Origin of the sequence: Flavobacterium galactosi (genome assembly GCF_048158585.1) — a bacterium.
GTDB classification, from domain to species: domain Bacteria; phylum Bacteroidota; class Bacteroidia; order Flavobacteriales; family Flavobacteriaceae; genus Flavobacterium; species Flavobacterium galactosi.
Map to the genome: position 1 here is coordinate 259,423 of NZ_JBLNKV010000006.1, position 23,193 is coordinate 282,615.

The 23,193-nt window shown below is 33.6% G+C and carries 23 protein-coding genes; 16 read left to right on the forward strand and 7 right to left on the reverse strand.

The features are described 5' to 3' along the window. The first annotated feature begins 18 nt into the window (after window positions 1-18). Window positions 19-423 carry a putative quinol monooxygenase gene (locus ACM55M_RS14330; protein WP_416858340.1) on the forward strand — a complete coding sequence of 135 codons (405 nt, stop codon included), beginning with the start codon at window positions 19-21 and terminating at the stop codon, window positions 421-423. A gap of 76 nt (window positions 424-499) precedes the next feature. On the opposite strand, the gene ACM55M_RS14335 is transcribed toward ACM55M_RS14330, so the two are convergent. Beyond that, window positions 500-781 (reverse strand): hypothetical protein, encoded by a 282-nt coding sequence (locus tag ACM55M_RS14335; RefSeq protein ID WP_416858341.1) that lies wholly within the window; start codon window positions 779-781, stop codon window positions 500-502. 378 nt (window positions 782-1,159) lie between these two features. Between ACM55M_RS14335 and ACM55M_RS14340 the strand changes: the two genes are divergently transcribed. Both ACM55M_RS14340 and ACM55M_RS14345 read left to right on the forward strand, forming a co-directional pair. Continuing rightward, a complete protein-coding gene (locus tag ACM55M_RS14340; protein WP_416858342.1) occupies window positions 1,160-2,848 on the forward strand; it encodes a glycoside hydrolase family 28 protein in 1,689 nt (562 codons plus the stop codon). A 72-nt stretch (window positions 2,849-2,920) separates the two neighbouring features. Then, window positions 2,921-3,808, forward strand: a complete 888-nt coding sequence (locus ACM55M_RS14345) for a carbon-nitrogen hydrolase (RefSeq protein WP_291248957.1) — start codon at window positions 2,921-2,923, stop codon at window positions 3,806-3,808. Between the two features lie 78 nt (window positions 3,809-3,886). On the opposite strand, the gene ACM55M_RS14350 is transcribed toward ACM55M_RS14345, so the two are convergent. Then, entirely contained in the window at window positions 3,887-5,410 is a 1,524-nt protein-coding gene (locus ACM55M_RS14350; RefSeq protein ID WP_416858343.1) for a choice-of-anchor I family protein, read from the reverse strand. A 186-nt stretch (window positions 5,411-5,596) separates the two neighbouring features. Between ACM55M_RS14350 and ACM55M_RS14355 the strand changes: the two genes are divergently transcribed. Next, on the forward strand, window positions 5,597-6,637 hold the full coding sequence (locus ACM55M_RS14355) for an agmatine deiminase family protein (RefSeq protein ID WP_416858344.1): 1,041 nt from the start codon (window positions 5,597-5,599) through the stop codon (window positions 6,635-6,637). A 76-nt stretch (window positions 6,638-6,713) separates the two neighbouring features. Here ACM55M_RS14355 and ACM55M_RS14360 read toward each other — a convergent pair whose 3' ends face one another. Then, window positions 6,714-8,981 carry a M1 family metallopeptidase gene (locus tag ACM55M_RS14360; protein WP_416858345.1) on the reverse strand — a complete coding sequence of 756 codons (2,268 nt, stop codon included), beginning with the start codon at window positions 8,979-8,981 and terminating at the stop codon, window positions 6,714-6,716. A gap of 172 nt (window positions 8,982-9,153) precedes the next feature. On the opposite strand from ACM55M_RS14360, the gene ACM55M_RS14365 reads away from it, so the two are divergent. The 3 genes from ACM55M_RS14365 to ACM55M_RS14375 all read left to right on the forward strand — a co-directional run bounded on the left by ACM55M_RS14365 (window position 9,154) and on the right by ACM55M_RS14375 (window position 11,248). Continuing rightward, window positions 9,154-10,005, forward strand: a complete 852-nt coding sequence (locus ACM55M_RS14365; RefSeq protein ID WP_416858346.1) for an aldose 1-epimerase family protein — start codon at window positions 9,154-9,156, stop codon at window positions 10,003-10,005. A 21-nt stretch (window positions 10,006-10,026) separates the two neighbouring features. Beyond that, window positions 10,027-10,578, forward strand: coding sequence for a GNAT family N-acetyltransferase (locus ACM55M_RS14370; protein WP_416858347.1), 552 nt, complete (start codon window positions 10,027-10,029; stop codon window positions 10,576-10,578). Window positions 10,579-10,696: 118 nt separating this feature from the next. Beyond that, entirely contained in the window at window positions 10,697-11,248 is a 552-nt protein-coding gene (locus ACM55M_RS14375; protein WP_416858348.1) for a DUF3575 domain-containing protein, read from the forward strand. Window positions 11,249-11,250: 2 nt separating this feature from the next. Here ACM55M_RS14375 and ACM55M_RS14380 read toward each other — a convergent pair whose 3' ends face one another. After that, window positions 11,251-11,481, reverse strand: coding sequence for a VF530 family protein (locus tag ACM55M_RS14380; RefSeq protein ID WP_416858349.1), 231 nt, complete (start codon window positions 11,479-11,481; stop codon window positions 11,251-11,253). Between the two features lie 69 nt (window positions 11,482-11,550). On the opposite strand from ACM55M_RS14380, the gene smpB reads away from it, so the two are divergent. Together smpB and ACM55M_RS14390 are read left to right on the forward strand one after the other, a co-directional pair. Then, window positions 11,551-12,003 carry an SsrA-binding protein SmpB gene (smpB, locus tag ACM55M_RS14385; RefSeq protein WP_035671685.1) on the forward strand — a complete coding sequence of 151 codons (453 nt, stop codon included), beginning with the start codon at window positions 11,551-11,553 and terminating at the stop codon, window positions 12,001-12,003. A gap of 83 nt (window positions 12,004-12,086) precedes the next feature. Next, window positions 12,087-13,136 (forward strand): Fic family protein, encoded by a 1,050-nt coding sequence (locus ACM55M_RS14390; RefSeq protein WP_416858350.1) that lies wholly within the window; start codon window positions 12,087-12,089, stop codon window positions 13,134-13,136. 49 nt (window positions 13,137-13,185) lie between these two features. Here ACM55M_RS14390 and ACM55M_RS14395 read toward each other — a convergent pair whose 3' ends face one another. Further along, on the reverse strand, window positions 13,186-13,827 hold the full coding sequence (locus tag ACM55M_RS14395; RefSeq protein ID WP_416858351.1) for a protein-L-isoaspartate(D-aspartate) O-methyltransferase: 642 nt from the start codon (window positions 13,825-13,827) through the stop codon (window positions 13,186-13,188). 144 nt (window positions 13,828-13,971) lie between these two features. On the opposite strand from ACM55M_RS14395, the gene ACM55M_RS14400 reads away from it, so the two are divergent. The 7 genes from ACM55M_RS14400 (at window position 13,972) to ACM55M_RS14430 (ending at window position 20,758) form a co-directional block, all read left to right on the forward strand. Beyond that, the gene (locus ACM55M_RS14400) at window positions 13,972-14,937 is read left to right on the forward strand and encodes a Gfo/Idh/MocA family protein (protein WP_416858352.1); all 966 of its coding nucleotides are present in this window, start codon (window positions 13,972-13,974) and stop codon (window positions 14,935-14,937) included. An 84-nt stretch (window positions 14,938-15,021) separates the two neighbouring features. Then, complete coding sequence (locus ACM55M_RS14405) at window positions 15,022-15,909, forward strand: 3-hydroxyacyl-CoA dehydrogenase family protein (protein WP_416858353.1); 888 nt, start codon at window positions 15,022-15,024, stop codon at window positions 15,907-15,909. 1 nt (window position 15,910) lies between these two features. Next, window positions 15,911-16,576, forward strand: coding sequence for a YggS family pyridoxal phosphate-dependent enzyme (locus ACM55M_RS14410; protein ID WP_416858354.1), 666 nt, complete (start codon window positions 15,911-15,913; stop codon window positions 16,574-16,576). Window positions 16,577-16,673: 97 nt separating this feature from the next. Further along, complete coding sequence (locus ACM55M_RS14415) at window positions 16,674-18,035, forward strand: exonuclease domain-containing protein (RefSeq protein WP_416858355.1); 1,362 nt, start codon at window positions 16,674-16,676, stop codon at window positions 18,033-18,035. A gap of 27 nt (window positions 18,036-18,062) precedes the next feature. Then, complete coding sequence (locus tag ACM55M_RS14420) at window positions 18,063-18,896, forward strand: ion transporter (RefSeq protein WP_416858356.1); 834 nt, start codon at window positions 18,063-18,065, stop codon at window positions 18,894-18,896. 159 nt (window positions 18,897-19,055) lie between these two features. Continuing rightward, on the forward strand, window positions 19,056-19,973 hold the full coding sequence (miaA, locus tag ACM55M_RS14425) for a tRNA (adenosine(37)-N6)-dimethylallyltransferase MiaA (RefSeq protein ID WP_416858357.1): 918 nt from the start codon (window positions 19,056-19,058) through the stop codon (window positions 19,971-19,973). 44 nt (window positions 19,974-20,017) lie between these two features. Beyond that, complete coding sequence (locus tag ACM55M_RS14430; RefSeq protein WP_416858358.1) at window positions 20,018-20,758, forward strand: acyl-[acyl-carrier-protein] thioesterase; 741 nt, start codon at window positions 20,018-20,020, stop codon at window positions 20,756-20,758. A gap of 95 nt (window positions 20,759-20,853) precedes the next feature. Here ACM55M_RS14430 and ACM55M_RS14435 read toward each other — a convergent pair whose 3' ends face one another. After that, entirely contained in the window at window positions 20,854-21,570 is a 717-nt protein-coding gene (locus ACM55M_RS14435) for a response regulator transcription factor (protein WP_416851343.1), read from the reverse strand. Window positions 21,571-21,574: 4 nt separating this feature from the next. After that, on the reverse strand, window positions 21,575-23,158 hold the full coding sequence (locus ACM55M_RS14440; RefSeq protein WP_416858359.1) for a sensor histidine kinase: 1,584 nt from the start codon (window positions 23,156-23,158) through the stop codon (window positions 21,575-21,577). Between the last annotated feature and the right edge of the window lie 35 nt (window positions 23,159-23,193).

Below are 23,193 nucleotides of genomic sequence, written 5' to 3' on the forward strand. Positions count from 1 at the left end.
AACTTCAACACAATAGATATGAAAACATTTAAACCAACCCATAAATTGCTGGCTGCAATAATCACTTTATTTATACTTTCCTTTAGTACAAATACTGTGGCTCAGGAAAAAATTCAAATGGTAAGATTGGCAAAAATTAAAGTTGATCCATTGCAATTGGACAAATATAATAATGCATTAAAAGAACAAATGACTACTGCAGTTCGTCTTGAACCAGGGGTATTAACTTATTACGCCGTTGCGGACAAAACCGAACCATCACACATCACAATACTTGAAATATATGCTGATACAACGGCATACAAATTACACATAGAAACAACTCATTTTAAAAAATACAAGGAGACTGTTAAAGATATGGTCAAATGTTTGGAACTTGTAGATGTTACCTTAATTGGCTCGGCAAATAAAATGGATAAATAATCCGTAAAAAAACAACTCTTAGCTATACAGCTATTTGTGAAAAGAACCGCTCCAAATAATTAAAAAATACGATACACTAAAACAACTTATATATCCTGTGAATTGGAATCATCACCCCTTGCTTTAGCATAACATTTTTATCTGTAACACCCCAAACCGTAGTATCTACTATTTTTTTGGATTCGATATCTTCAAAGAAAATTTTAATTTTTGAATGCTCTAAATTACCCAATGATAAAGCCCTATTGATATCACTTATTCTAGTTTTTATTTCATCAACATCGTCAAGAACATCTGTTGCCGGAAATTTAAGAAGAGCTATGTCTTCTTTATCGATGATTTTGAATTCTTCTGTCATAATTTTAAAATTTAATGAATTATAAAATATAGTATTCTTGCAAAACAAAAACTTACTCATTTTGTTAGCTATAATACTATATACAAAAATAAAGCCTCCTTAACTTTGTTAATGCCAATTTTATATTAATTTTTTCTCCAGCTTAAAGTCATTATACAATTGGGAAATGTTCCAACGGGTAGCTTCTACCGCCAACTTATTATGAATAGTGCGATTATACCGCTTAAAATCAGATAGTACCTGTTTTTAATCGAAATTAATTTGTAAATACTCATTTATTAGATACATTTGAGTAATCGATTACATTGTAGTCCTTGAGTTTTAAAGAGACGCTTTTTTTATAAAATGACACCGAATTATTAAATCAAATTAAATAGAATGAAAACGAAACCAATTAACCTATTATGCATCGCTTTGACAGTTTTAATAACAAGCTGGTCGAAAAATAGCGTTGCCCAAAATTCAAAGCCCAATGAAACGTATAAAGGCATTGAATTCAAAATGGCAAAAGTCAAAGAACCCATAATCCCGAACAATACCGTAAACATAAAAGATTTTGGCGCTGTAAATGGGGGAACTGTTTTAAATACCAAGGCTTTTGCCGATGCCATAGCTGCCGTATCCAAAAAAGGAGGTGGAAAAGTGATTATCCCTCCCGGAATTTGGCTTACTGGTCCCATCATTTTGAAAAGCAACATCGAATTGTACGCCGAAACTGGCGCGTTAATAAAATTTTCAACGGATAAAAGTTTATATCCGCTAATCGAAACCAGTTTTGAAGGATTAAATACGTGGCGTTGCATCTCCCCTATTTATGGAAAAAACCTAGAAAACGTAGCTTTTACTGGAAAAGGAGTTTGGGACGGTTCAGGAGAAGTTTGGAGACAAGTCAAAAAGAGCAAACTTACCGAAAGTCAATGGAAAAAATTTGTTGCTTCCGGCGGAGTACTCAATGATAAAAAAGACAGCTGGTATCCCTCAGAAACGTTTATGAATGCTTCTAAAGGTGCCGACCAAAATGTACGCCTAGATTTAAAAACAAAAGAAGAATTTGAAGCCATTCATGATTTTCTTCGTCCGGTAATGGTCAGTATTCAAAACAGTAAAAGAGTATTATTTGACGGGCCTGTATTTCAAAATTCTCCTGCTTGGAATATTCATCCCTTAATGGTGGAAGATTTAATTGTTCGTAATGTATCCGTTCGTAATCCTTGGTTTTCTCAAAACGGGGACGGTCTTGATGTAGAATCGTGTAAAAATGTACTTATTGAAAATTCAAGTTTTGATGTGGGCGACGATGCGATTTGCATCAAATCAGGAAAAGACAAAGATGGTCGTGATCGTGCTGTTCCCTGCGAAAATATTATTATAAGAAACAATATCGTTTATCATGGACACGGTGGCGTAACGGTAGGTAGCGAAATGTCTAGCGGAGTAAAAAATATGCACGTATCGAATTGTTCTTTTATGGGAACTGACGTTGGATTGCGTTTTAAAAGTAACCGTGGACGTGGCGGTGTTGTCGAAAACATCTTTATCTCGGATATTTTCATGACCGATATTCCTTCACAGGCGATTTCTTTCGACCTTTATTACGGCGGGAAATCCATTGCAGAAACTTTGGCTGAAGGAGGAAATAAAATTAGCACGAAGATGGTTCCTGTTGATGAAAAAACGCCACAGTTCAAAAACATTTCTATCAAAAACATAACCATTGCAGGAGCGTATCAAGCCGTATTTTTACAAGGTTTGCCTGAAATGAACCTTGAAAACATCGAAATCTCCAATTTGACTGCAAAAGCAGAAAAAGGCTTTTCAATCATTGATGCCAAAGGAATCAAACTTAACAATATCAAACTGGACATAAAAGAAAGTACTGTATTTGACATTTATAATGGTAAAAACATGTCCTTAAAAAATATTGAATTTAATTCGGCTTCACCACAAGCAGTTACTATCAATGGACCTGCTTCTGAGAATATAGAATTGGTTTCTTCTCCTAAGTTGGATTATTCCAAAAAAACGAGCATTGGCGATACCGTTCCAAAAGGAGCAGTAAAATTATAACCAAAAAACACCATATCGCTATTTTCTAATCTTTATAAAATTCACTATTTTTGCACTCTAAAATTTTTAGTCATGCCAAACAAGAAATACAAAATAGCGGTCATACAATTGAATCTTAATGATATTGCCGAAAATAACCTAAAAAAATGTATCAGTTGGGTTCGTGACGCCGCTAACCTTGGTGCCGAAGTCATTTCGTTGCCGGAATTATACAGCAGTCATTATTTTTGTCAAAGCGAAGATGTAGATAATTTTGCTTTGGCAGAGCCGTTATACAGCACTTCATTTATTGCTTTTAGCGCTTTGGCAAAAGAATTAGGCGTGGTAATTATTGTTCCTTTCTTCGAAAAAAGAATGGCAGGAATTTACCACAATAGCGCATACATCATTGACACGGATGGCTCAGAAGCGGGATTGTACCGTAAAATGCACATTCCGGATGATCCGCATTTTTATGAAAAATTCTATTTTACGCCCGGTGATTTGGGTTTCAAAACTATCCCAACGCAAAAAGGAAAAATTGGAACGCTAATTTGTTGGGATCAATGGTATCCTGAAGCAGCTCGTTTGACCGCGTTACAAGGAGCAGAAGTGCTGTTTTACCCAACAGCAATTGGATGGCATCCACAAGAAAAAGAGCAATACGGTGAAAACCAACATGGGGCTTGGATGAGTGTAATGAAAGGGCATGCAGTTGCAAATGGCGTATATGTTGCAGCAGCAAACAGAATTGGATTAGAACAATACTTGCCTGACACGGCAGGAATCCAGTTTTGGGGATCTTCGTTTATTGCGGGACCACAAGGCGAAATTTTGGCGCAAGCCTCACACGATAAAGAAGAAATTCTGATTGCCGAAGTAGATTTAGACTTACAAGAAAATGTACGTCAGAACTGGCCCTTTTTTAGAGACAGAAGAATTGATGCTTTTGGTGATATTACAAAAAGAGCGATTGACTAAATAATCTTTCTACAATAGAAAATCCCTGCTGAGAAATAATTCTAAGCAGGGATTTATATTTAAAATAAACTTCTATACCTAATTCAAATCCGGTTGGAATATTTTAACGGTTCCATCCCCTTCACTACTCACCACCACTAAACTTCTTTTGGTTGGACTTTTCGAAGCTGGAATAAAAAGTAATCCTTCGGGCGCATCACCCGTTTTTAAAATTTGTAAAAATTTTGGTGCAGCTGGATTGGTCACATCATATACCATCAGCGCATCTGCTCTTTCCAATCCAACGAAAAGAATCGTTTTATCTCCCATCTTAGTAACAACAACGGATTCTGGCTCTACCGATTTATCATCACTTCTGGCGTCATCATATACCCCAAACTCTTGCGCTTTCTTATCCAATTCATTTTTACTGTCGAATACTATTTCTCCTGTGTTTCCATTCCAAATTGAGAAAGAGCGGGCTCCAAAAGAAACTAATTCGTCAAAATCACCATCACCATCGGTATCGCCCATTTTCGTGTTGATATTTAATCTTCCCATACTTGTCTCTGCTTTTAAGGCAGCCGCATTAGGAAATGCTATTGGATCAAGAATAACAGTAGAAGCGCTGATCCTTTTTACATCTGTAAAAACACTATATTCTCTGGCATCTCCTTCATTTGCAGTAACAAAATAAGGGATATTATTGATTTCAAAATTAGTGATGGCATCCGGTTGAAACATTCCTTTGGCTTTCCACATATTCATAAATACACCGCCGTCTTTATCACTGATATCGATTGCATTTTCGGCAAGATTGTACTCTTTGTAACCTAATGGAAAAATAGTCGTGATTTTTTTTGTAGTCAAATCAATTTTAGCCACTCCGTTGTTTTCCTGTAAAGTAACCCAAGCCGTTTTAGAATCAGCAGAAATAGTAATATATTCTGGTTCAATATCGGAGGCAAAATTATTTGTTGGACTTGCAATTCGGAATCCTTTTGTTTTCAAAGTACTCAATTGAGTGCTAAAACTTTCGAAAGTTAACGTTGTCACTGCATAATTATTGTTGACCGCAATAATAGAAACGGATCCGTCTGGGTCTATGGAATAGGTATCATTTGGTTCCCCTTCATTAGCAGTCATGATATAATTTCCGTCAGGAGAGAATGTGATCATATCCGGTAAAGCACCAACCGTAATTTCTTTAATGACACTGTAATTAGCCGTATCGAAAACAACCACTTTTCCGGCATCTTGTTTATTTGGTTTTGCTTCTAATGCAACTGCTAATTTACCATTATAGGTTGCCACACTATTTGAAGCTCCATTAAATGGCGTTAAATCGATACTTGCAACAAAAACCGGACTGGATGGATTAGATAAATCGATTACATCTATTCTATTCGTATTACTGTTGTTAACCGTAAATAATTTTTTAGAAACTTCATCATAAGCACTTATTTCAGCAGCTCCGACACCCCCAATAGTTAGCGAACCAATCTCTTTGAAAGTTGCTGCATTTTCATTTACAACCAACTCAGATTCCCCTTTATTCGAGTCATTTTCGCAACTTGACAATACCAATATTGCCGCTAGAAAAGTAATACCATATTTTTTCATAATTGTATTTTTAATTTTTTTTCAAAAATAACTAGCTGCAACCCGACAAGAATTAACTCAATATTATATAATCATTACCAAAACTATTCTTATAAAATAGTGAATCTCTCAAAAATGAACCTATGCTGCCTATTTCAAAATCCTCCTGAATGTTTATATTTGTACGCTGTATAATTAGAACGCTGTATGACGACAAATAATAGACGATTTCCTGCAGAGTGGGAAAAACAACAAGGTATTTTACTCTGTTTTCCACACAATGGAAAAGATTGGCCTGGGAAATATGAAGCTGTAAAATGGGCTTTTGTAGAATTTATAAAAAAAATAGCCACTTTCGAGCCCGTTTTTTTAGTTGTTGCCGATGAAAACCAAAAGGAAAAAGTCAATACAATGCTGGAAACAGCTGATGTTAAACTCGCAAATATTTCCTATATCATTCATAAAACCAATAGAAGTTGGATGCGGGATTCGGGTCCAATTCTTGTAAAAAATGGAGACGAAAGAGAAGCATTAAACTTTAATTTTAATGGTTGGGCGAAATATAAAAACATTCAATTAGATAAATTTGTTCCTGCCAAAATAGGTGAATTTCTAAAGATTCCTGTTACCCAAGTTTTATATAAAGGAAAACCGGTTATTGTAGAAGGAGGCGCAATCGATACCAATGGAAGAGGAACTTTATTGACTTCGGAAGAATGCTTGATGCATCCTGATATTCAGGTTCGGAATCCAAATTTCACCAAAGCAGATTACGAAGCAGTTTTTAAGGAATACCTTGGAATTACAAATGTGATTTGGTTAGGTGACGGAATTGAAGGGGATGATACACACGGTCATATAGATGATTTATGCCGATTTGTGAACGAAGATACTATTGTGACTATTGTAGAAACTAATCCTAAAGACAATAACTACAAACCGTTGCAGGATAATTTAAAACGATTGCAAAATGCTAAACTAGAAAACGGAAAATCACCTATAATTGTTGCTTTGCCAATGCCAAAACGTTTGGAATTTGATGGTTTGCGATTGCCTGCCAGTTATGCTAATTTCCTGATTTTGAATAATTGTGTTTTAGTTCCTACCTTTAACGACAGTAATGACCGCATCGCCTTAAATATACTGTCAGAATGTTTTCCGGATAGAGAAATAATCGGAATTAGCGCTACTGATTTTATTTGGGGTTTTGGAACATTACATTGCCTGAGTCAACAAATTCCAAAATAAAAAATTCAAGATTTTACTTTTGCAAAAAAAAACACCAACATTATGCTGGTGTTTTTTAGTATTCAAAATTGTTTAATTACTCTTTCCTGAAAGGTATTTTTCTACCATCACTCAAAATCATTTCTAGGCTATTTTTACTTTCATTGAATTGAAATTTAAGTCCAGCTTGTTTAGACTCGAACGTATCTTTTGCAATTCGTTCTACAGTAAACTTTGGATAATCCGTTATTGCAACATTTAAAACACTGTTCTTTTCTGTAAACACAATTTTCGTTGGGGAATTTTTATTGGAATAAGTTCCTAAATATTCATCTAAGACAATGTCAACATCAATCATTCCATTGGCAGAAGTCCAACTATTATTGCTGTCATTACTGTCCGGAAGTACATGATCCGGATCAATTGTAATGCTTTCAATTTCTTCGGTAGAGTTATGTTTAAATGACCATTCCACATTTTTTTGCCAAACTTCTACAGGTAATTTAACCCGAGTTACGTTTCCATTTTTAGTTTTTATATCTAAAACTACAGGCATTGCCATTTTTTCGAAGTTTTCAATTGAAATTATAACTCCTTGTTTAGGATCATTTTTTATATATTTAATGGAGTTAATTCCTTGGTCTAAACGCCAGTTGTATTGAAACCAACCTCTCCAAAACCAACTTAAATCTTCTCCCGCAACATTTTCAATAGTTCTAAAGAAATCATCAGGAGTTGGATGTTTAAATGCCCAACGTTCTACATACGTGCGAAAAGCCAAATCAAAACGCTCCGGACCTAAAACTTGCTCACGCAAAATCACTAATCCCGAACTAGGTTTAAAATAACATAAAAGGCCAATATTTGCCTCTTTCATATTATCTGGTGAACTCATAATCGTTTCTAAATTTGGATTAGTAAACGTTTCTGCCCTGTCGTGTAAATCCGTTACTTTCTCTTTGTATTCCCCATTATTAAAATCAACGGAACTTAGTGAATTAATAAAGGTATTGAAACCTTCATCCATCCAGGCAAACAAGCGTTCGTTTGAACCTACGACCATTGGGAACCAGTTGTGACCAAATTCATGATCTGTAACTCCCCATAAATCCTCGCCTTTTGATTCCCATCCACAAAAAACGATTCCTGGATATTCCATTCCACCTTCATTTCCAGCCACATTTGTAGCTACAGGATAAGGATATTCTAACCATCTTTTAGAATAATTTTCGATAGATGATTTTGTATATTCTGTTGATCGTCCCCAAGCATCGTTACCGGCACTTTCTATAGGATATGCTGAAAGCGCCAATGATTTTTTACCACTTGGCAAATTAATTTTTGCACCATCTAAAATGAAAGCCGCAGAGGAAGCCCAAGAAAGATCACGTGCATTTTTAATTTTATAATGCCAAGTCTTTTCAGTTTTAGGAGCAGTACCATTTGCTGCAGTAGTAACTTCATCGGCAGAACGAATCATGATTGTTTTATCACTTTTTGAAGCTTGCGCCAAACGCTTTTGTTGCTCAACAGTATATACTGCTGTAGGATTTAGTAATTCGCCTGAACAAACTACAATGTGATTCGAGGGAGCTGTAATATTTACATCTAAATCCCCATATTCTAAATAAAACTCAGAAGCCCCTAAATAAGGATTCGTATTCCATCCACGTACATCATCATACACACACATTCTAGGATACCATTGTGCTATGGTAAATATTTTACCGTTTTTAGTCTCCAATACTCCCATTCTATCTGAACCTTCGTTAGGAGCTATAAAAGAAAAATCAATTTTAATTTTTACAATTCCACCTTTAGCATTCAATCCTTGAGGAATAAAAACCTGCATTCTGGTATCAGAAATCACATATTTAGCAACAGCTTCAGTCGTCTTTCCATTGCTAGTCGCAATTACTTTAACTGATTTGATTTTATGACCTCCGTCAAAAATTTGACCCTGGGCGCCATTTCGGCTTCCTGTAATGGGAACAACGGCGTTTCCTCTTGAATCTGATTTAAATAAATTTTGATCTAAATTCATCCAAACAAAATTCATTTTGTCCGGACTATTATTGGTGTACGTTATAATTCCAGATCCGGTAATTTCATTGTTTTGGTCATTCAACCGTGCCGTCAATTGATAATCGGCTCTATTTTGCCAATATTCAGATCCGGGCTGACCACTTGCTGAACGGGTATTTGTTCCGTTTTTAGTATAAAAAAATGGTGCAAAAGCATCATGATAATTATACTTTGAAACTTCGTCAATTGTTGCATTTGTAGGAGTTTGTTGTGCCCAAATAGACGAAACTCCCAATAATAAAGTCAAATTTAATAGGACTCTGAAGTGGATTTTTTTCATTTTCATTTTATTTATATCACAAATAAATGAAAAAAAAGAGAATTTAAAACTAATTTCAAGAAATTTAGCTAGATTTTAAAGAAAATAAAATTCTTATCAATCCCAATTATTATTAAAATTATAAAATATATTTACCATCTAAAATTAATTTTTAAATTAACTGGAAACTATTTTGACTACAACACTTAAAAACTCGAATCTAACTGCTGAAATTAAACACTTTGGAGCCGAATTATCTTCTTTAAAGAATAATAAAAATAAAGAATATATCTGGGAAGGAAATCCTGATTTTTGGGGTAAGCACTCTCCCATTTTATTTCCTATTGTGGGTACGCTAAAAAACAATTCCTATCAATATAATAGTATCGAATATAATTTATCCCGACATGGTTTTGCCAGAGATATGGAATTTGAATTAATTGATAAAAAGGAAAATAGTGCTATTTTTTCGATACAATCTTCTGAAGAGACGCTAAAAGTATATCCATTTGCATTTGAATTACAGCTCATTTACACCTTAGATGAGAATAGTTTACATATTGAATATAAAGTCATCAATAAAGGAGCATCACAAATGCCATTTTCTATTGGGGCGCATCCAGCATTTGCTTTACCCGGAAATTTTGAGAACTATTCCATGGCATTCGAAAAAGAAGAACCGCTGGAATATTATCTTCTTGAAAATGATTTGATTTCTAATAAAACTAAAAAATTAGCCGTTCAAAATAACCAAATTCCATTGACCTATCAATTATTCGAAAATGATGCGTTAATTTTTAAAACATTAGAATCAAATTCATTGACGATTTTAGAAAATGAAAATCCAATTTTAAAAGTAAATTTCAAAGATTTTCCAAGTTTAGGAATTTGGACAAAAGTGAACGCACCATTTCTATGTATAGAACCTTGGTTTGGTTATTCGGATACACCCAAAAATTCTGAAAATCTTTTTGAAAAAGAAGGAATTCAAATTCTGAATGGAAAGCAAACATTCCATTCAGAATTTACCATCGAAATCTTTTAATTTGTAAAAAAGTAACAAAATATGTTAACTATAAATTTCAATCCATTTCCCAATCTGGAAACCGAACGTCTGTTATTAAGACGTGTTGATGCGAGTGATGTAAATGAAATTTTCAATTTACGTTCTAATCCGGAAACTATGAAATATATTCCCAGACCTTTAGTGAAAACTACTGAAGATGCCTTGGAACACATAGCAATGATTGACGCTAAAATCGAAAATAACGAAGGAATCAATTGGGCAATTACATTAAAAGAGAACCCAAAACTCATTGGTATCATTGGACATTACAGAATAAAACCGGAAAACCATCGTGCTGAAATTGGTTATATACTACTTCCTGAATTTAATGGACAGGGCATCATGGCTGAAGCTGTAAAAGAGGCTGTCCGATATGGTTTTGAAGTAATGCAACTGCATTCAATTGAAGCGCTAATTGATCCCGAAAATTTTGGCTCTGAAAAGGTTTTACAAAAAAGTGGTTTTATAAAAGAAGCACATTTAAAAGAAAACGAATTTTATGATGGGCGTTTTTTAGATACTGTTATTTATTCTATTTTGAATAGAATCTGATTTAAATTTTCAGTAACCGATTCAGTATTAAAAATGGATTAGTAATCGCTTTGAAAGAATAATCTTTATATTTGCCCCCAAAATAAATGCTTCTCCAAAGCATTACGCAAACTTTATCATGAAAAAACTATTAGTAATTGCAATTCTTATCTTTTCAATTCATTCACAAAGTCAAACCTATGTAAAAGTTAATGCATTAACTACTATGTTAGCAATTCCAAATGTAGGTATTGAAACGAGTATTGGGAAAAAATCTACATTCCAATTTGATATTTTAGCTTCTCCCTGGAAATCGATAGCTGGAAAGCCAAGAGAATTTTACACATTTACCCCAGAATATCGGTACCACTTTAAAGAAAAATACAACGGGTTTTATGTTGGAGCCCATATTGGTGCCAGCATATTTAATTTTCAAAAATGGAATTATTTAAATACTGATAAATATGAAAAAGGAGTGGGATATTTTATAGGCGCAACTATTGGATATCAAACTAAAATAAATGATAAATTTATGTTGGATTGTTTTTTAGGTGGCGGATGGCACCAAGGTTTTTATAAAGGATATTATATTGGTACTAATGAACGCTATGAAACTGCTGTGAAATATAACAAAAGCGGCGAATGGATTCCATATCGAGGGGGCGTAATGGTTTCTTATAAATTAAATTAAACCTATTTTGGCAATTTAGGCAATACTTTTAGGTACAAGTCTTCTACTTGTTTTCTAGCCCAATCCGTTTTTCGTAAAAAAGTCAAACTGGATTTCACACTTGGATTATCTGTAAAGCATTTAATTTTTATGAATTCTCCCAAAGTATCAAATCCATAATATTCAACTAATTGTTCTACAATTTTTTGGAGTGTTATTCCGTGAAGCGGGTCTTTTGATTTCGAATTTTGCATTTTGCAAATTTAAGTATTTATATAAAAACAATTGGTGTTTCATAGATTTGTTTCTACCTTTGTATTCCTATGCTGAAAACAATAAATATCTACAATAAAAGAGCCAAATTCGACTATGAAATAATCGAGACATTTACTGCTGGAATTGTTTTGGCAGGAACTGAAATTAAATCCATTCGATTAGGAAAGGCTAATATTACAGAGAGTTTTTGTGAATTTAGCAACAACGAACTTTTTGCTATCAATACTTACATTGAAGAATATACTTTTGGCAATCAATTCAACCATAAAGCCAGGAGCGAACGTAAATTACTTTTGAATAAAAGAGAATTAAAAGGCCTAATCAAAAGCGTACAGGCCAAAGGACTAACTATTATTCCTTTGAAATTGTTCACTAATGAAAAAGGAATGGCTAAACTACAAATTGGTCTTTGTAAAGGAAAGAAAACCTATGACAAACGCGAATCTCTAAAAGAACAAGATACTAAACGCGACCTCGACAGGATAAAAAAATCATTTTAAATTAAATTTTAAGTCATATTTGTGTGTTTTTACCAAATAAAAATGACTAAACTTGTCAAGACAATTTAAAACATTTTTATAAAATGAAAACGCTGCTCAAAAATGCAAGAGAACAGAAGGGACTCAAGACAAGAGAAGTGGCCCAACTTTTAGGAATTGATCAGGCCTTAATCAGTAAATTTGAAAGTGGCACCAGAAAACCTACTAGAGATCAAGTTTTGAAACTTGCAGCTTTACTTGAAATAGATTTAGAAACAATAATGATAGCTTGGCTTAAAGAAAAAATTCTTTATGAAATAGGTCAAGATGAATTCGCATTAAAAGCATTACAGGTTGCAGAGGAAGAAATAAGATACCAAAATAAAGCTGCTAAGAAAAAGCTATCTACAACATTACAAAAAATTCTAGATGAAATAGATTCTTTAAAGACAAAATTAGATTCTTTTAAGGTGTTTGACAGTTATCGTATTGCTCAGGCATTAGAATTAGAATATACTTTTGAAAGTAACCGTATCGAAGGAAATACCATGACGCTTCGGGAAACTGATTTGGTTATCAATGAAGGTTTGACAATTTCAGGAAAAAGTATGCGAGAACATCTTGAAGTCATTAATCATCAGGAAGCGATTGCTTATATCAAAGATTTGGTGCAAAAAAACACTTCCATAAATGAACGAGAAGTACTTTCTATTCACAATCTTATTTTAAGAGGTATTCATCCTGAAGATGCAGGACGTTATAGAAAAGTACAGGCCATGATACAAGGAAGTAGCCATATGCCTCCACAACCTTTTCTGGTTGCCAAAGAAATGGAAGATTTTTTCATTTGGTTTGAAACCAACAAAAATAGCCTCCATCCTATCGTTTTGGCTGCTGAAATGCACGAGCGTATAGTCACGATTCATCCTTTCATCGATGGAAACGGAAGGACTTCACGCTTTGTCATGAACTTGATTTTGCTGCAACATGGTTATATTATCGCTAATATAAAAGGTGATTATGAAAGTAGAATGCAATACTACCAAGCACTGGAAACGGCTCAAAATAAAAACAATAAAGAAGATTTTTTCTTATTTATAGCTCAAACGGAAAAAGAAAGTTTAGAACGGTATCTAAGTATTATTGGTCAATAAAAAAACATTTTTAGCTTCCTTCTTTTTAGTAAGGGATGGGGATGGGATTTTAATTTCTATCTTCTAATAAAGGTACAAATCTAAACTCCCCAAACTCATGTTTCTCAAATTGTGTTTCATTTTTTCTGATTAGTAAAGTCATAATCTGCACATCATCTCCTAACGGAATAACCAACCTTCCTCCTATTTTTAACTGCGCCATCAATGGCTGGGGAATAAATGGAGCTCCCGCAGTTACAATAATACTATCAAAAGGCGCGTAACTTGGTAATCCTTTGTACCCATCTCCAAAAGAAAGATGTTTGGGACGAATACCTAATTTTGGAAATAAAATAGAAGTCTGTTTAAACAATTCGTTTTGTCTTTCTATACTAAATACTTTTGCTCCCATGGTACACAAAACAGCGGTTTGATACCCAGATCCTGTTCCAATTTCTAAAATTTTATGCTCTTTTTTAACTTCTAATAATTGGGATTGAAAAGCTACTGTATAGGGTTGAGAAATAGTTTGGCCTGCGCCAATAGGGAATGCTTTATCTTGGTAGGCATAATCTTCAAAACTGGAATTCAAAAACAAGTGTCTTGGGATTTTTTTTATCGCAGCCAGAACACTTTTATCAGTAATCCCTTTTTGTTCCAAAGTGCTTACTAACTGATTCCGAAGTCCTTGATGTTTGGCTGTGTCTTTCAAAGTATATTATTTTATTTTGGCAAAAATAGAAAAGAATTTCTAATTTTAGATATTGAAAATTGAATTTAAAATACTATAAATAATTGTTTATTATCAATAATAAATTAACCAATTAATTGCTATTTTTGTACAAATTACATAATTATGCTGAAAATTGGGGTATTAGGTGCCGGCCATCTAGGAAAAATACATTTGCGTTTATTACAACAATCAGAAAAATATGAATTGGTTGGTTTTTATGATGAAAATCTTGAAAATGGAGCCAAAATAGCTACTGAATTTGGCTACAAACAATTTGAGACTATAGCCAAATTAATTCATGCTGTTGATGTTATAGACATCGTAACTCCTACCCTTTCTCATTACAAATGTGCTAAAGTTTCTATCAAATCAGGAAAACACGTTTTTATTGAAAAACCCATTTCTACAACTGTTGAAGAAGCGGAAGAAATTATCGCTTTAACAAAAGAATACAATGTCAAAGGACAAGTAGGACATGTAGAGCGATTCAATCCAGCGTTTATCGCTACCAAAAACATGATTGAGAATCCCATGTTTATTGAAACGCACCGTTTAGCGGAATTCAATCCTCGTGGCACGGATGTTCCCGTAGTGCTGGATTTGATGATTCATGATATTGATGCTATTTTGAGTGTTGTAAAATCCAAAGTAAAAAACATTAATGCCAGTGGCGTTTCCGTTATAAGTGAAACTCCGGATATTGCTAATGCCCGAATCGAATTCGAAAATGGTTGTGTTGCTAATTTAACTGCGAGCCGAATTTCGATGAAAAACATGCGTAAATCTCGTTTCTTCCAGAAGGACGCCTATATCTCAGTTGATTTCCTTGAAAAGAAATGCGAAGTGGTAAAAATGAAAGATGCTCCAGAAGTTCCTGGTGATTTTGATATCATTCTACAAAATGCTGAAGGTGTAAAAAAACAAATCTACTTTTCAAATCCTGATGTGGAACAAAACAACGCAATTCTTGACGAATTAGAATCATTTGCTGATGCCATCAACAATAATACAACTCCTGTTGTTACATTGGAACAAGCAACCGAAGCTTTAAAAGTGGCTTACCAAATCATTGATTGTTTTAAAAAATAAATAAAATTAGTTTAAAGTTCAAGTTATAAAGTCTCTCTAGAGAAACTTTATAACTTGAACTTTAAACTTTAAACCAAAATATAAATGAAAACAATAGCTGTAATAGGTGCAGGAACAATGGGTAACGGAATTGCCCATACTTTTGCCCAAAGTGGTTTTACCGTAAAATTAATTGATGTTTCCGAAAAATCTTTGGATAAAGGAATGACAACTATTGCTGCTAATTTAGACCGAATGTTGACCAAAGGTAGCATCACCCAAGAAGATGTAGCCAAAACAATTACCAATATAATTACGTACACAGATATCAAAGATGGTGTTGTAGGTGTTGACTTAGTGATTGAAGCAGCTACGGAAAATGTTGAATTAAAACTGAATATTTTCAAACAGTTAAACGAAGCTTGTTCTCATAATACGATTTTGGCAACCAATACTTCTTCCATTTCCATTACACAAATTGGAGCGGTAGTAGCACATCCGGAACGTGTTATTGGAATGCATTTTATGAATCCGGTGCCTATTATGAAATTGGTGGAAATCATTCGTGGGTATAATACGAGCGACGAAGTGACTAAAATCATCATGGACTTATCTGAGAAATTAGGAAAAACGCCTGTTGAAGTAAACGATTATCCTGGTTTTGTTGCCAATAGAATTTTGATGCCCATGATTAACGAAGCCATCGAAACGTTATATAACAAAGTGGCAGGTGTCTATGAAATTGACACCGTTATGAAACTAGGAATGGGCCATCCTATGGGACCTTTACAACTAGCTGATTTTATTGGTCTTGATGTCTGTTTAGCCATTTTAAATGTAATGTACGACGGATTCAAAAACCCAAAATATGCTCCTTGTCCATTATTAGTAAATATGGTTCGTGCAGGAAAAATGGGAGTGAAAACCGGTGAAGGTTTCTACGATTATTCTGAAAGCAAAAAAGCAGAGAAAATTGCTAAACAATTTATTTAATATGTCAATCGTACAAAACCTTCTCAAAATAAAATCTACTTTACCAGAGCACGTAACTCTTGTTGCTGTTTCAAAAACCAAACCTGTTGCTGATTTGATGGAAGCTTATGCGGCCGGACAGCGTATTTTTGGGGAAAACAAAATCCAGGAAATGGCCGAGAAATGGGAACAAATGCCCAAAGACATTCAATGGCATATGATTGGTCACGTTCAGACCAATAAAGTCAAATTTATGGCACAATTTGTGAGCTTGATTCATGGAGTGGATAGTTTGAAATTATTGCAGGAAATCAACAAACAAGCGCAAAAAAACAATAGAGTTATCGATTGTTTATTGCAAATTCATATTGCCGAAGAGGAGACCAAATTTGGACTTGACGAGGAAGAACTCGCATCTCTCCTATCTTCAAGTGAATTTCAGGAAATGAAAAACATTCGGATTTTAGGACTAATGGGAATGGCAAGTTTTACCGATAATAAAGAGCAAATCAAGAAAGAATTCACTCATTTGAAATCGATTTTTGACACGATTAGCAGTACAGACGCGATTCATCGCGTCTGTACTGCATCAATATTATCAATGGGAATGTCTGGTGATTATCAACTCGCAATTGAATGCGGAAGCACGATGGTTCGAATAGGAAGTAGTATCTTTGGAGGAAGATAATTTGATTTTTGATTGAGGATTAATATTTTTAATTTCAGATTTGAAAATTACTACTTAAAAAACTGATTACTAAAAAAGTAACACTGAAGACTAAAATTTGTACGCAATACTAGACATAGAAACCACTGGGGGACAATTCAACGAAGAAGGAATTACTGAAATCGCCATCTATAAATTTGATGGTCATGAAGTTGTGGATCAATTCATCAGTTTGGTCAATCCCGAAATTCCAATTCAGCCTTTTGTAGTAAAATTGACGGGGATTAATAACGCCATGTTGAGCTCTGCTCCCAAGTTTTTTGAAGTAGCCAAACGCATTATCGAAATGACGAATGATTGTGTCATAGTCGCACATAATGCTTCCTTTGATTACAGAATCTTAAGAACCGAATTCAGACGATTGGGATACGATTTTGAAGCCAGAACACTTTGTACGGTTGAATTATCAAAAAAATTATTACCAGAGCAACCTTCCCATAGTTTAGGAAAACTGGTACGCGCCCTTGGAATCCCAATGGCAGACAGACATAGAGCGAGTGGTGATGCGTTGGCGACGGTAAAACTATTTAAAATCCTTTTAGAGAAAGATGTAGAAAAAGAAATTGTAAAAGATTTCATAAAGCTAGAAATCGAAAAAGGAATCGCTCCAAAATTATTGGATATTGTCGCAAGCATACCTGCCAAAACGGGAACGTATTACATTCACAATGAAAAAGGAAATCTGATTTATATTGGCAAAAGCCGAAACATTAAAAAACGAATCAACCAACATTTTACGGGAACTTCTACTAAATGTAAGAAAATCCAAGCCGAGGTTTTCACGGTAACTTATGATGAAACCGGAAGTGAATTAATCGCACTTTTAAAAGAAAGCGAAGAAATAAAAGTCAATAAACCAATCCATAATCGGGCGCAAAGAAAAAGCATTTTCCAATTGGCCTTATATGCCGAAAAAGACGAAAAGGGTTATCTCAATTTAAAACTTCAAAAAGCGGACGGTCGAAAAAAAGAAATAACTTCATTTACTTCGTTACAAGAAGGAAAAGACGCCTTGTTTAGAATCACTTCCCATTACAATTTATGCCAAAAATTAACGGGTTTGTATACTTCAAAAACAAACTGTTTTCAATACAATATAAAAGAATGTGACGGTGCTTGCACAGGCGAAATTTCTGCCGAAGAATACAACGCAAGAGTTCAGGCATTCATCGACAAAAACAGTTTTGAAAATCAAAATATGATGCTTATTGATCGAGGAAGAACCATCAATGAGCGCTCTGCAGTTTTGATAGAAAATGGGATTTATAAAGGATATGCTTTTTATGATTTAAATTATCAAATCAACAATATCGAAATCCTTAAAAACATTATAATCCCAATGCAAAGCAACCGGGATATTCGCAATATCATTCAAAGTCAGATTCGAAAAAGTAAAACGCTCAAAATTATACGATTTTAATCATATTATATTTCTTATCAATCAAATATGAAAACAATAAAATCGAAATTTGACAGTTTCAGACATCAAACCAATATTGTAATCTACGGAACAAATACGGCTTCCGGACGCCTGTTTGACCTTATTCTTTTAGGGGTTATTCTACTGAGCGTCTTCATAGTTATGCTAGAAACAGTCAAAGGTTTTGATATAAAATACCATCATGAACTCATTGTGCTGGAATGGATTATTACCGTTTTTTTTACACTAGAATACCTTCTTAGAATTCTGTCAATAAACAAACCTATAAAGTACATTTTTAGTTTCTATGGGATTATTGATTTAATGGCTATTTTGCCTATGTATTTGTCCTTTATTTTGGCAGGAGCAAGTATTTTAACGGTCATTCGAGCCATTAAATTACTGCGTTTATTCAAGATTTTGAAACATCCCAAATTTTCCAGCCAGTCCATTCACTTAAAGGAAGCATTGATTGCGAGTAGAGGAAAAATTCTTATTTTTATCTATTTTATGCTAATCAGCAGCATCATAATCGGTTCTGTAATGTATGTGGTTGAAGGAGAAGAAAGCGGTTTTACAAGTATTCCTACCAGTATTTACTGGACTATTGTAACACTCACCACGGTGGGTTATGGAGATATTTCACCTATTACGCCTTTGGGACAATTCATTGCCTCTATCGTTATGATAATGGGATATGGCGTTATTGCGGTACCCACAGGAATTGTCACAGCCGAATTTGCTAACAATTTTCGTAAAAAAACGGTGTCTGATAAAATTAATCCTTGTCCGAATTGTGGAACAGAAGGGCATAATTATAACGCAAAATACTGTTACCATTGTGGTGCAGTTCTAAAATAATACTAATTTGAAGCTAATTCCAGCTGTACACTGCAACTCCTCGTCATTCAAGTTATTTTTCTAAGACATAAAAGGAGCTTCCTTTGGTCGCTCTTTTACACCAAGAAAAAAGAACTTTCATAACTCCGGGGTTTTCGTTTCCATCTGGGCTAAAAAAATATGAAATACTTAATAACCATAATCGGACCAACGGCAATAGGGAAAACTTCCTTGAGTATTGTATTAGCCAATTATTTCAAATGTGATATTCTTTCCTGTGACAGCCGACAGTTTTTTAAGGAAATGACTATCGGGACAGCTGTACCAAGCGCAACCGAATTGGCGGCAGCATCGCATCATTTCATCCAAAACAAATCCATATTCGAGAATTATACCGTTGGTGATTTCGAGAAAGAAGCCATTGCCAAACTCAACGAATTATTCTTGACAAATGATTATGCGATTCTCGTTGGTGGTTCAGGTTTGTATGTAGATGCGATTCTGAAAGGTTTTGATGAATTTCCTGAAATTGATCCAGCAATACGTTCTGAAATAACGGCTAATTATGAAAAACTAGGAATCGGATATTTACAACAAAAACTAGAAGCGCTGGATCCCGATTATTATAAAAGCTTGACAACCGAAAATCCTCAAACGTTGCAAAACCCACAGCGAATGATGCGTTTTGTGGAAGTATGTTTGGGTTCCGGGAAACCGTATTCTTCTTTTTTAAATCAGAAGCAAAACACGCGCAATTTCACTCCGATTCTTATCGGTTTAGAAGCAGACAGAAAGATCATTTACAACCGTATCAATCAACGTGTTGACATCATGATGAAGGAAGGATTGCAAGCAGAAGCAAAAAAAGTATTCCCAAATAAAGATTTGAATGCCTTACAAACTGTAGGTTATAGAGAATTGTTTAGTTATTTTGACAGGGAAATTTCATTGGAATTTGCCATTGAAGAAATAAAGAAAAATACCCGACGGTTTTCTAAACGACAACTCACTTGGTTCAAAAGAAATAAAAATACCAAATGGTTTGATTTTGAAACTCCATATGAAGTTATTGTTGATTATATCAATTCCAAAAAATAAAACTTAAATCTAAGAATACAAATTCATAATTCATAATTATTTATATGCCAATAGCTCCAAATTTCACTTCTGTTTTAAGCAAAGATTGGGAAATCAATTTCACGCAATGCGCGCCAAATGGATTTTTAAAATATACTGATTTGTGTAATATTTTGCAATTAACGGCTGCGGCACATTCTGAAATTGGCGGGATTAGTTTTTTGGATATGCAGGAATTCAACCAAGCTTGGGTTTTGAGCAGAATGCGTGTTGAAATCACTAAATTACCAAAATGGGGTGATCTTGTAACCGTAAAAACGTGGATCAATTCGCTAGAAAATTCCCGTTCGGTGCGTGCTTTAGAAATGCATGTGAATGGCGAAAAAATTGTAGGTTCCGAGACTTTTTGGGCTGTTTTCAACACTAAAACCCGCCGACCGGAAGGATTGGCCTTACCGTTTAACCATTTTGAATTATATCCCGAAGAAAGAGCTACTCAGGAAGGTTTTTCTAAGATTAATTTCAATCATGAAAAAGAGATCGCTTTTGAAAAAACCGTATTCTTGTCGGATTTAGATATCGTAAATCATGTCAATAATGTAAAATACCTGGAATGGTGTTTGGATTTAGTTGATGAAAAATTAATTCTGAATCAAAAGATTAAAAGTTTTGAAATGAATTTTCTAAAGGAATTGTCTTTAAAAGATAAAGTAATCATTCATGAAAATATTTCTGAAAACGAAACTATTTTTAGTATTACGAAAGAAGATAAAACAAGTTTCGCTTTACAATTGAATTGGAAATAGAATAAAATTGTTATTTAAACAAACTCCCTAAGCGAACTCAAGTGGTAAATAGCTCCCAAAAAAAAAGGCTTCAATTTCTCGAAGCCTTTTCTATTTTATACTGCTTTTTTATTTTTCACTACTAATCTAAATCCTTCACCGTGAATATTTAAGATTTCAACATCTTCATCCAGTTTCAGATATTTTCTTAGTTTAGCGATGTAAACATCCATACTTCTGGACGTAAAATAGTTGTCATCCCTCCATATTTTTGTTAAGGCCAATTCTCTTGGCATTAAATCATTTTCGTGAAGAATCAACATTTTCAATAATTCATTCTCTTTTGGAGACAATTTTATCGGTTCTTCATTATCATATGTTAAAAAACGGAGTTTAGAATTCAAATGGAATTTACCAATGTTAAATTCAAATTGAACTTGCTCTGCTTTTGTATCAGAAGATTTTCTTTGAATAATAGCTTTAATTTTCATCAATAAAACTTCAGAATCAAAGGGTTTATTCAAATAATCATCGGCACCTGCTTTATATCCTTTCAATACATCCTCTTTCATAGATTTTGCTGTCAAGAAAATAATAGGCACTTCATTGTTCTTCTCTCTGATTTCTTTAGCTAGTGTATAGCCATCTTTATAGGGCATCATTACATCTAAAATACACAAATCATAAGTATCTTTTTTGAACTTTTCAAATCCTTCCATTCCATTTTTTGCTAAAGTAACATCAAAATCATTTAGCATTAAATAATCTTTTAGTACCGCACCAAAATTAAGGTCATCCTCCACTAAAAGTATTTTTTTATTTACATTTTCCATATTCCTAATTTATTAATGGTAATTTTATTATGAAGGTACTTCCTTTTCCCTTTTCGCTTTCTACATAAACTTGACCGTTATGGTCTTCAACTATTCTTTTAACATACGCCAAACCTAATCCGTGGCCTTTAACATTATGTATATCTCCAGTATGTTCTCTATAAAATTTTTCAAAAATTCTTTTTTGAGCCACTTTACTCATACCCAAACCATTGTCTTTTACTTTAATAATAACCATGTCTTTAACATTTTCGGTATAAACGTCAATCTCCGGAACATTTGGTGAATATTTTATTGCATTTTCTAAAATATTAACAAGCACATTCGTAAAATGAACATCATTAATTAAAACAGTAGTTCTACTAGCGTCAAAATGACTTCTAATAGATCCTTGTCGGTCTTCTAAAATCAAATTAACATGCTCAATCGCATCATTAATAACATCCTGAATATTATTAGAATCTTTATTAATGTCTAATTCTTTTTTCTCCAATTTAGAGATTCTTAAAACATTTTCAACCTGAGCGTGCATTCGCTTATTTTCATCTCTGATCATTTGGAGGTATCGAAACACCTTTTCCTTATCATCAATAATCTTTGGATTTTTAATAGCGTCCAAAGCTAAATTAATCGTCGCTATAGGGGTTTTAAACTCATGCGTCATATTATTAATAAAATCCGTTTTTATTTCAGATATGTGACGTTGACGAATCAATTGGTTCAAAGCACTTGAATAAGCTATGATAATAATAAGCGTAAATATGATTGAAAGTATGGTTATGCTAACGAGTTCCGATAATAAAAACTTCTTTTTATGAGGGAAAGTAACCAATAATTGGTATTTACTATTTCCTTCATTATCAGTAAGTATAGGGATTGAATATGTGGCTTCTTTATCGTATTTAAAATTATTTGACTTAATTTTAGTTGCCAAATTATTACTATATATACCAAACTCAAATTTTGTATTTACACCATATTCCTCTAATTCTTTTTTTATAAGTTTACTTAATGTTTCTTTTGAAACTCTTTCCTCAAGAGGCATTGCAGAAGCAATATCTTTAAAGAAAATTTCAAATTGTGCATTGTCTAAAACATCTAAATTTCCAGATTTTTCAATCCTTACATCTGGTATCAAACTTTGTTGAACACCAGGATTATCAATGTTATTATTGTTATAAACTTCAGTAACACGTTTAGAATTAAAATTTTTAAACCTTTCACTGTCAAATTTTTTGTCAAAGAGCGTTGAAGATATATTGTAATCCTCTGATATGATACTATTAGAATATATGATGGTTTTGTTTGTTTTCGGATTCTTTTGAACGTAATAAAACTCTAATAAATCATTCTTTTTTGGAATCTTTCCAGTACTGTCTTTATAATGATTATATTTATCATAAAAACTGTATGCTTCGTGTTGTTGCAATTTATCGGCAACATTACCAATAACCTGTTTGACATGAAATTTGAATTGTTCATCATTGTTTTTAAATGAGGTATTAAACCAATATACCTGAACAAGAATTATTCCTATCAGGGATAAACTCATCAACAATACAAGTAATCTAAAAAAAAGTTTATTCATCGAGACAAAATTAGTATTTTAACAATATATTAAAT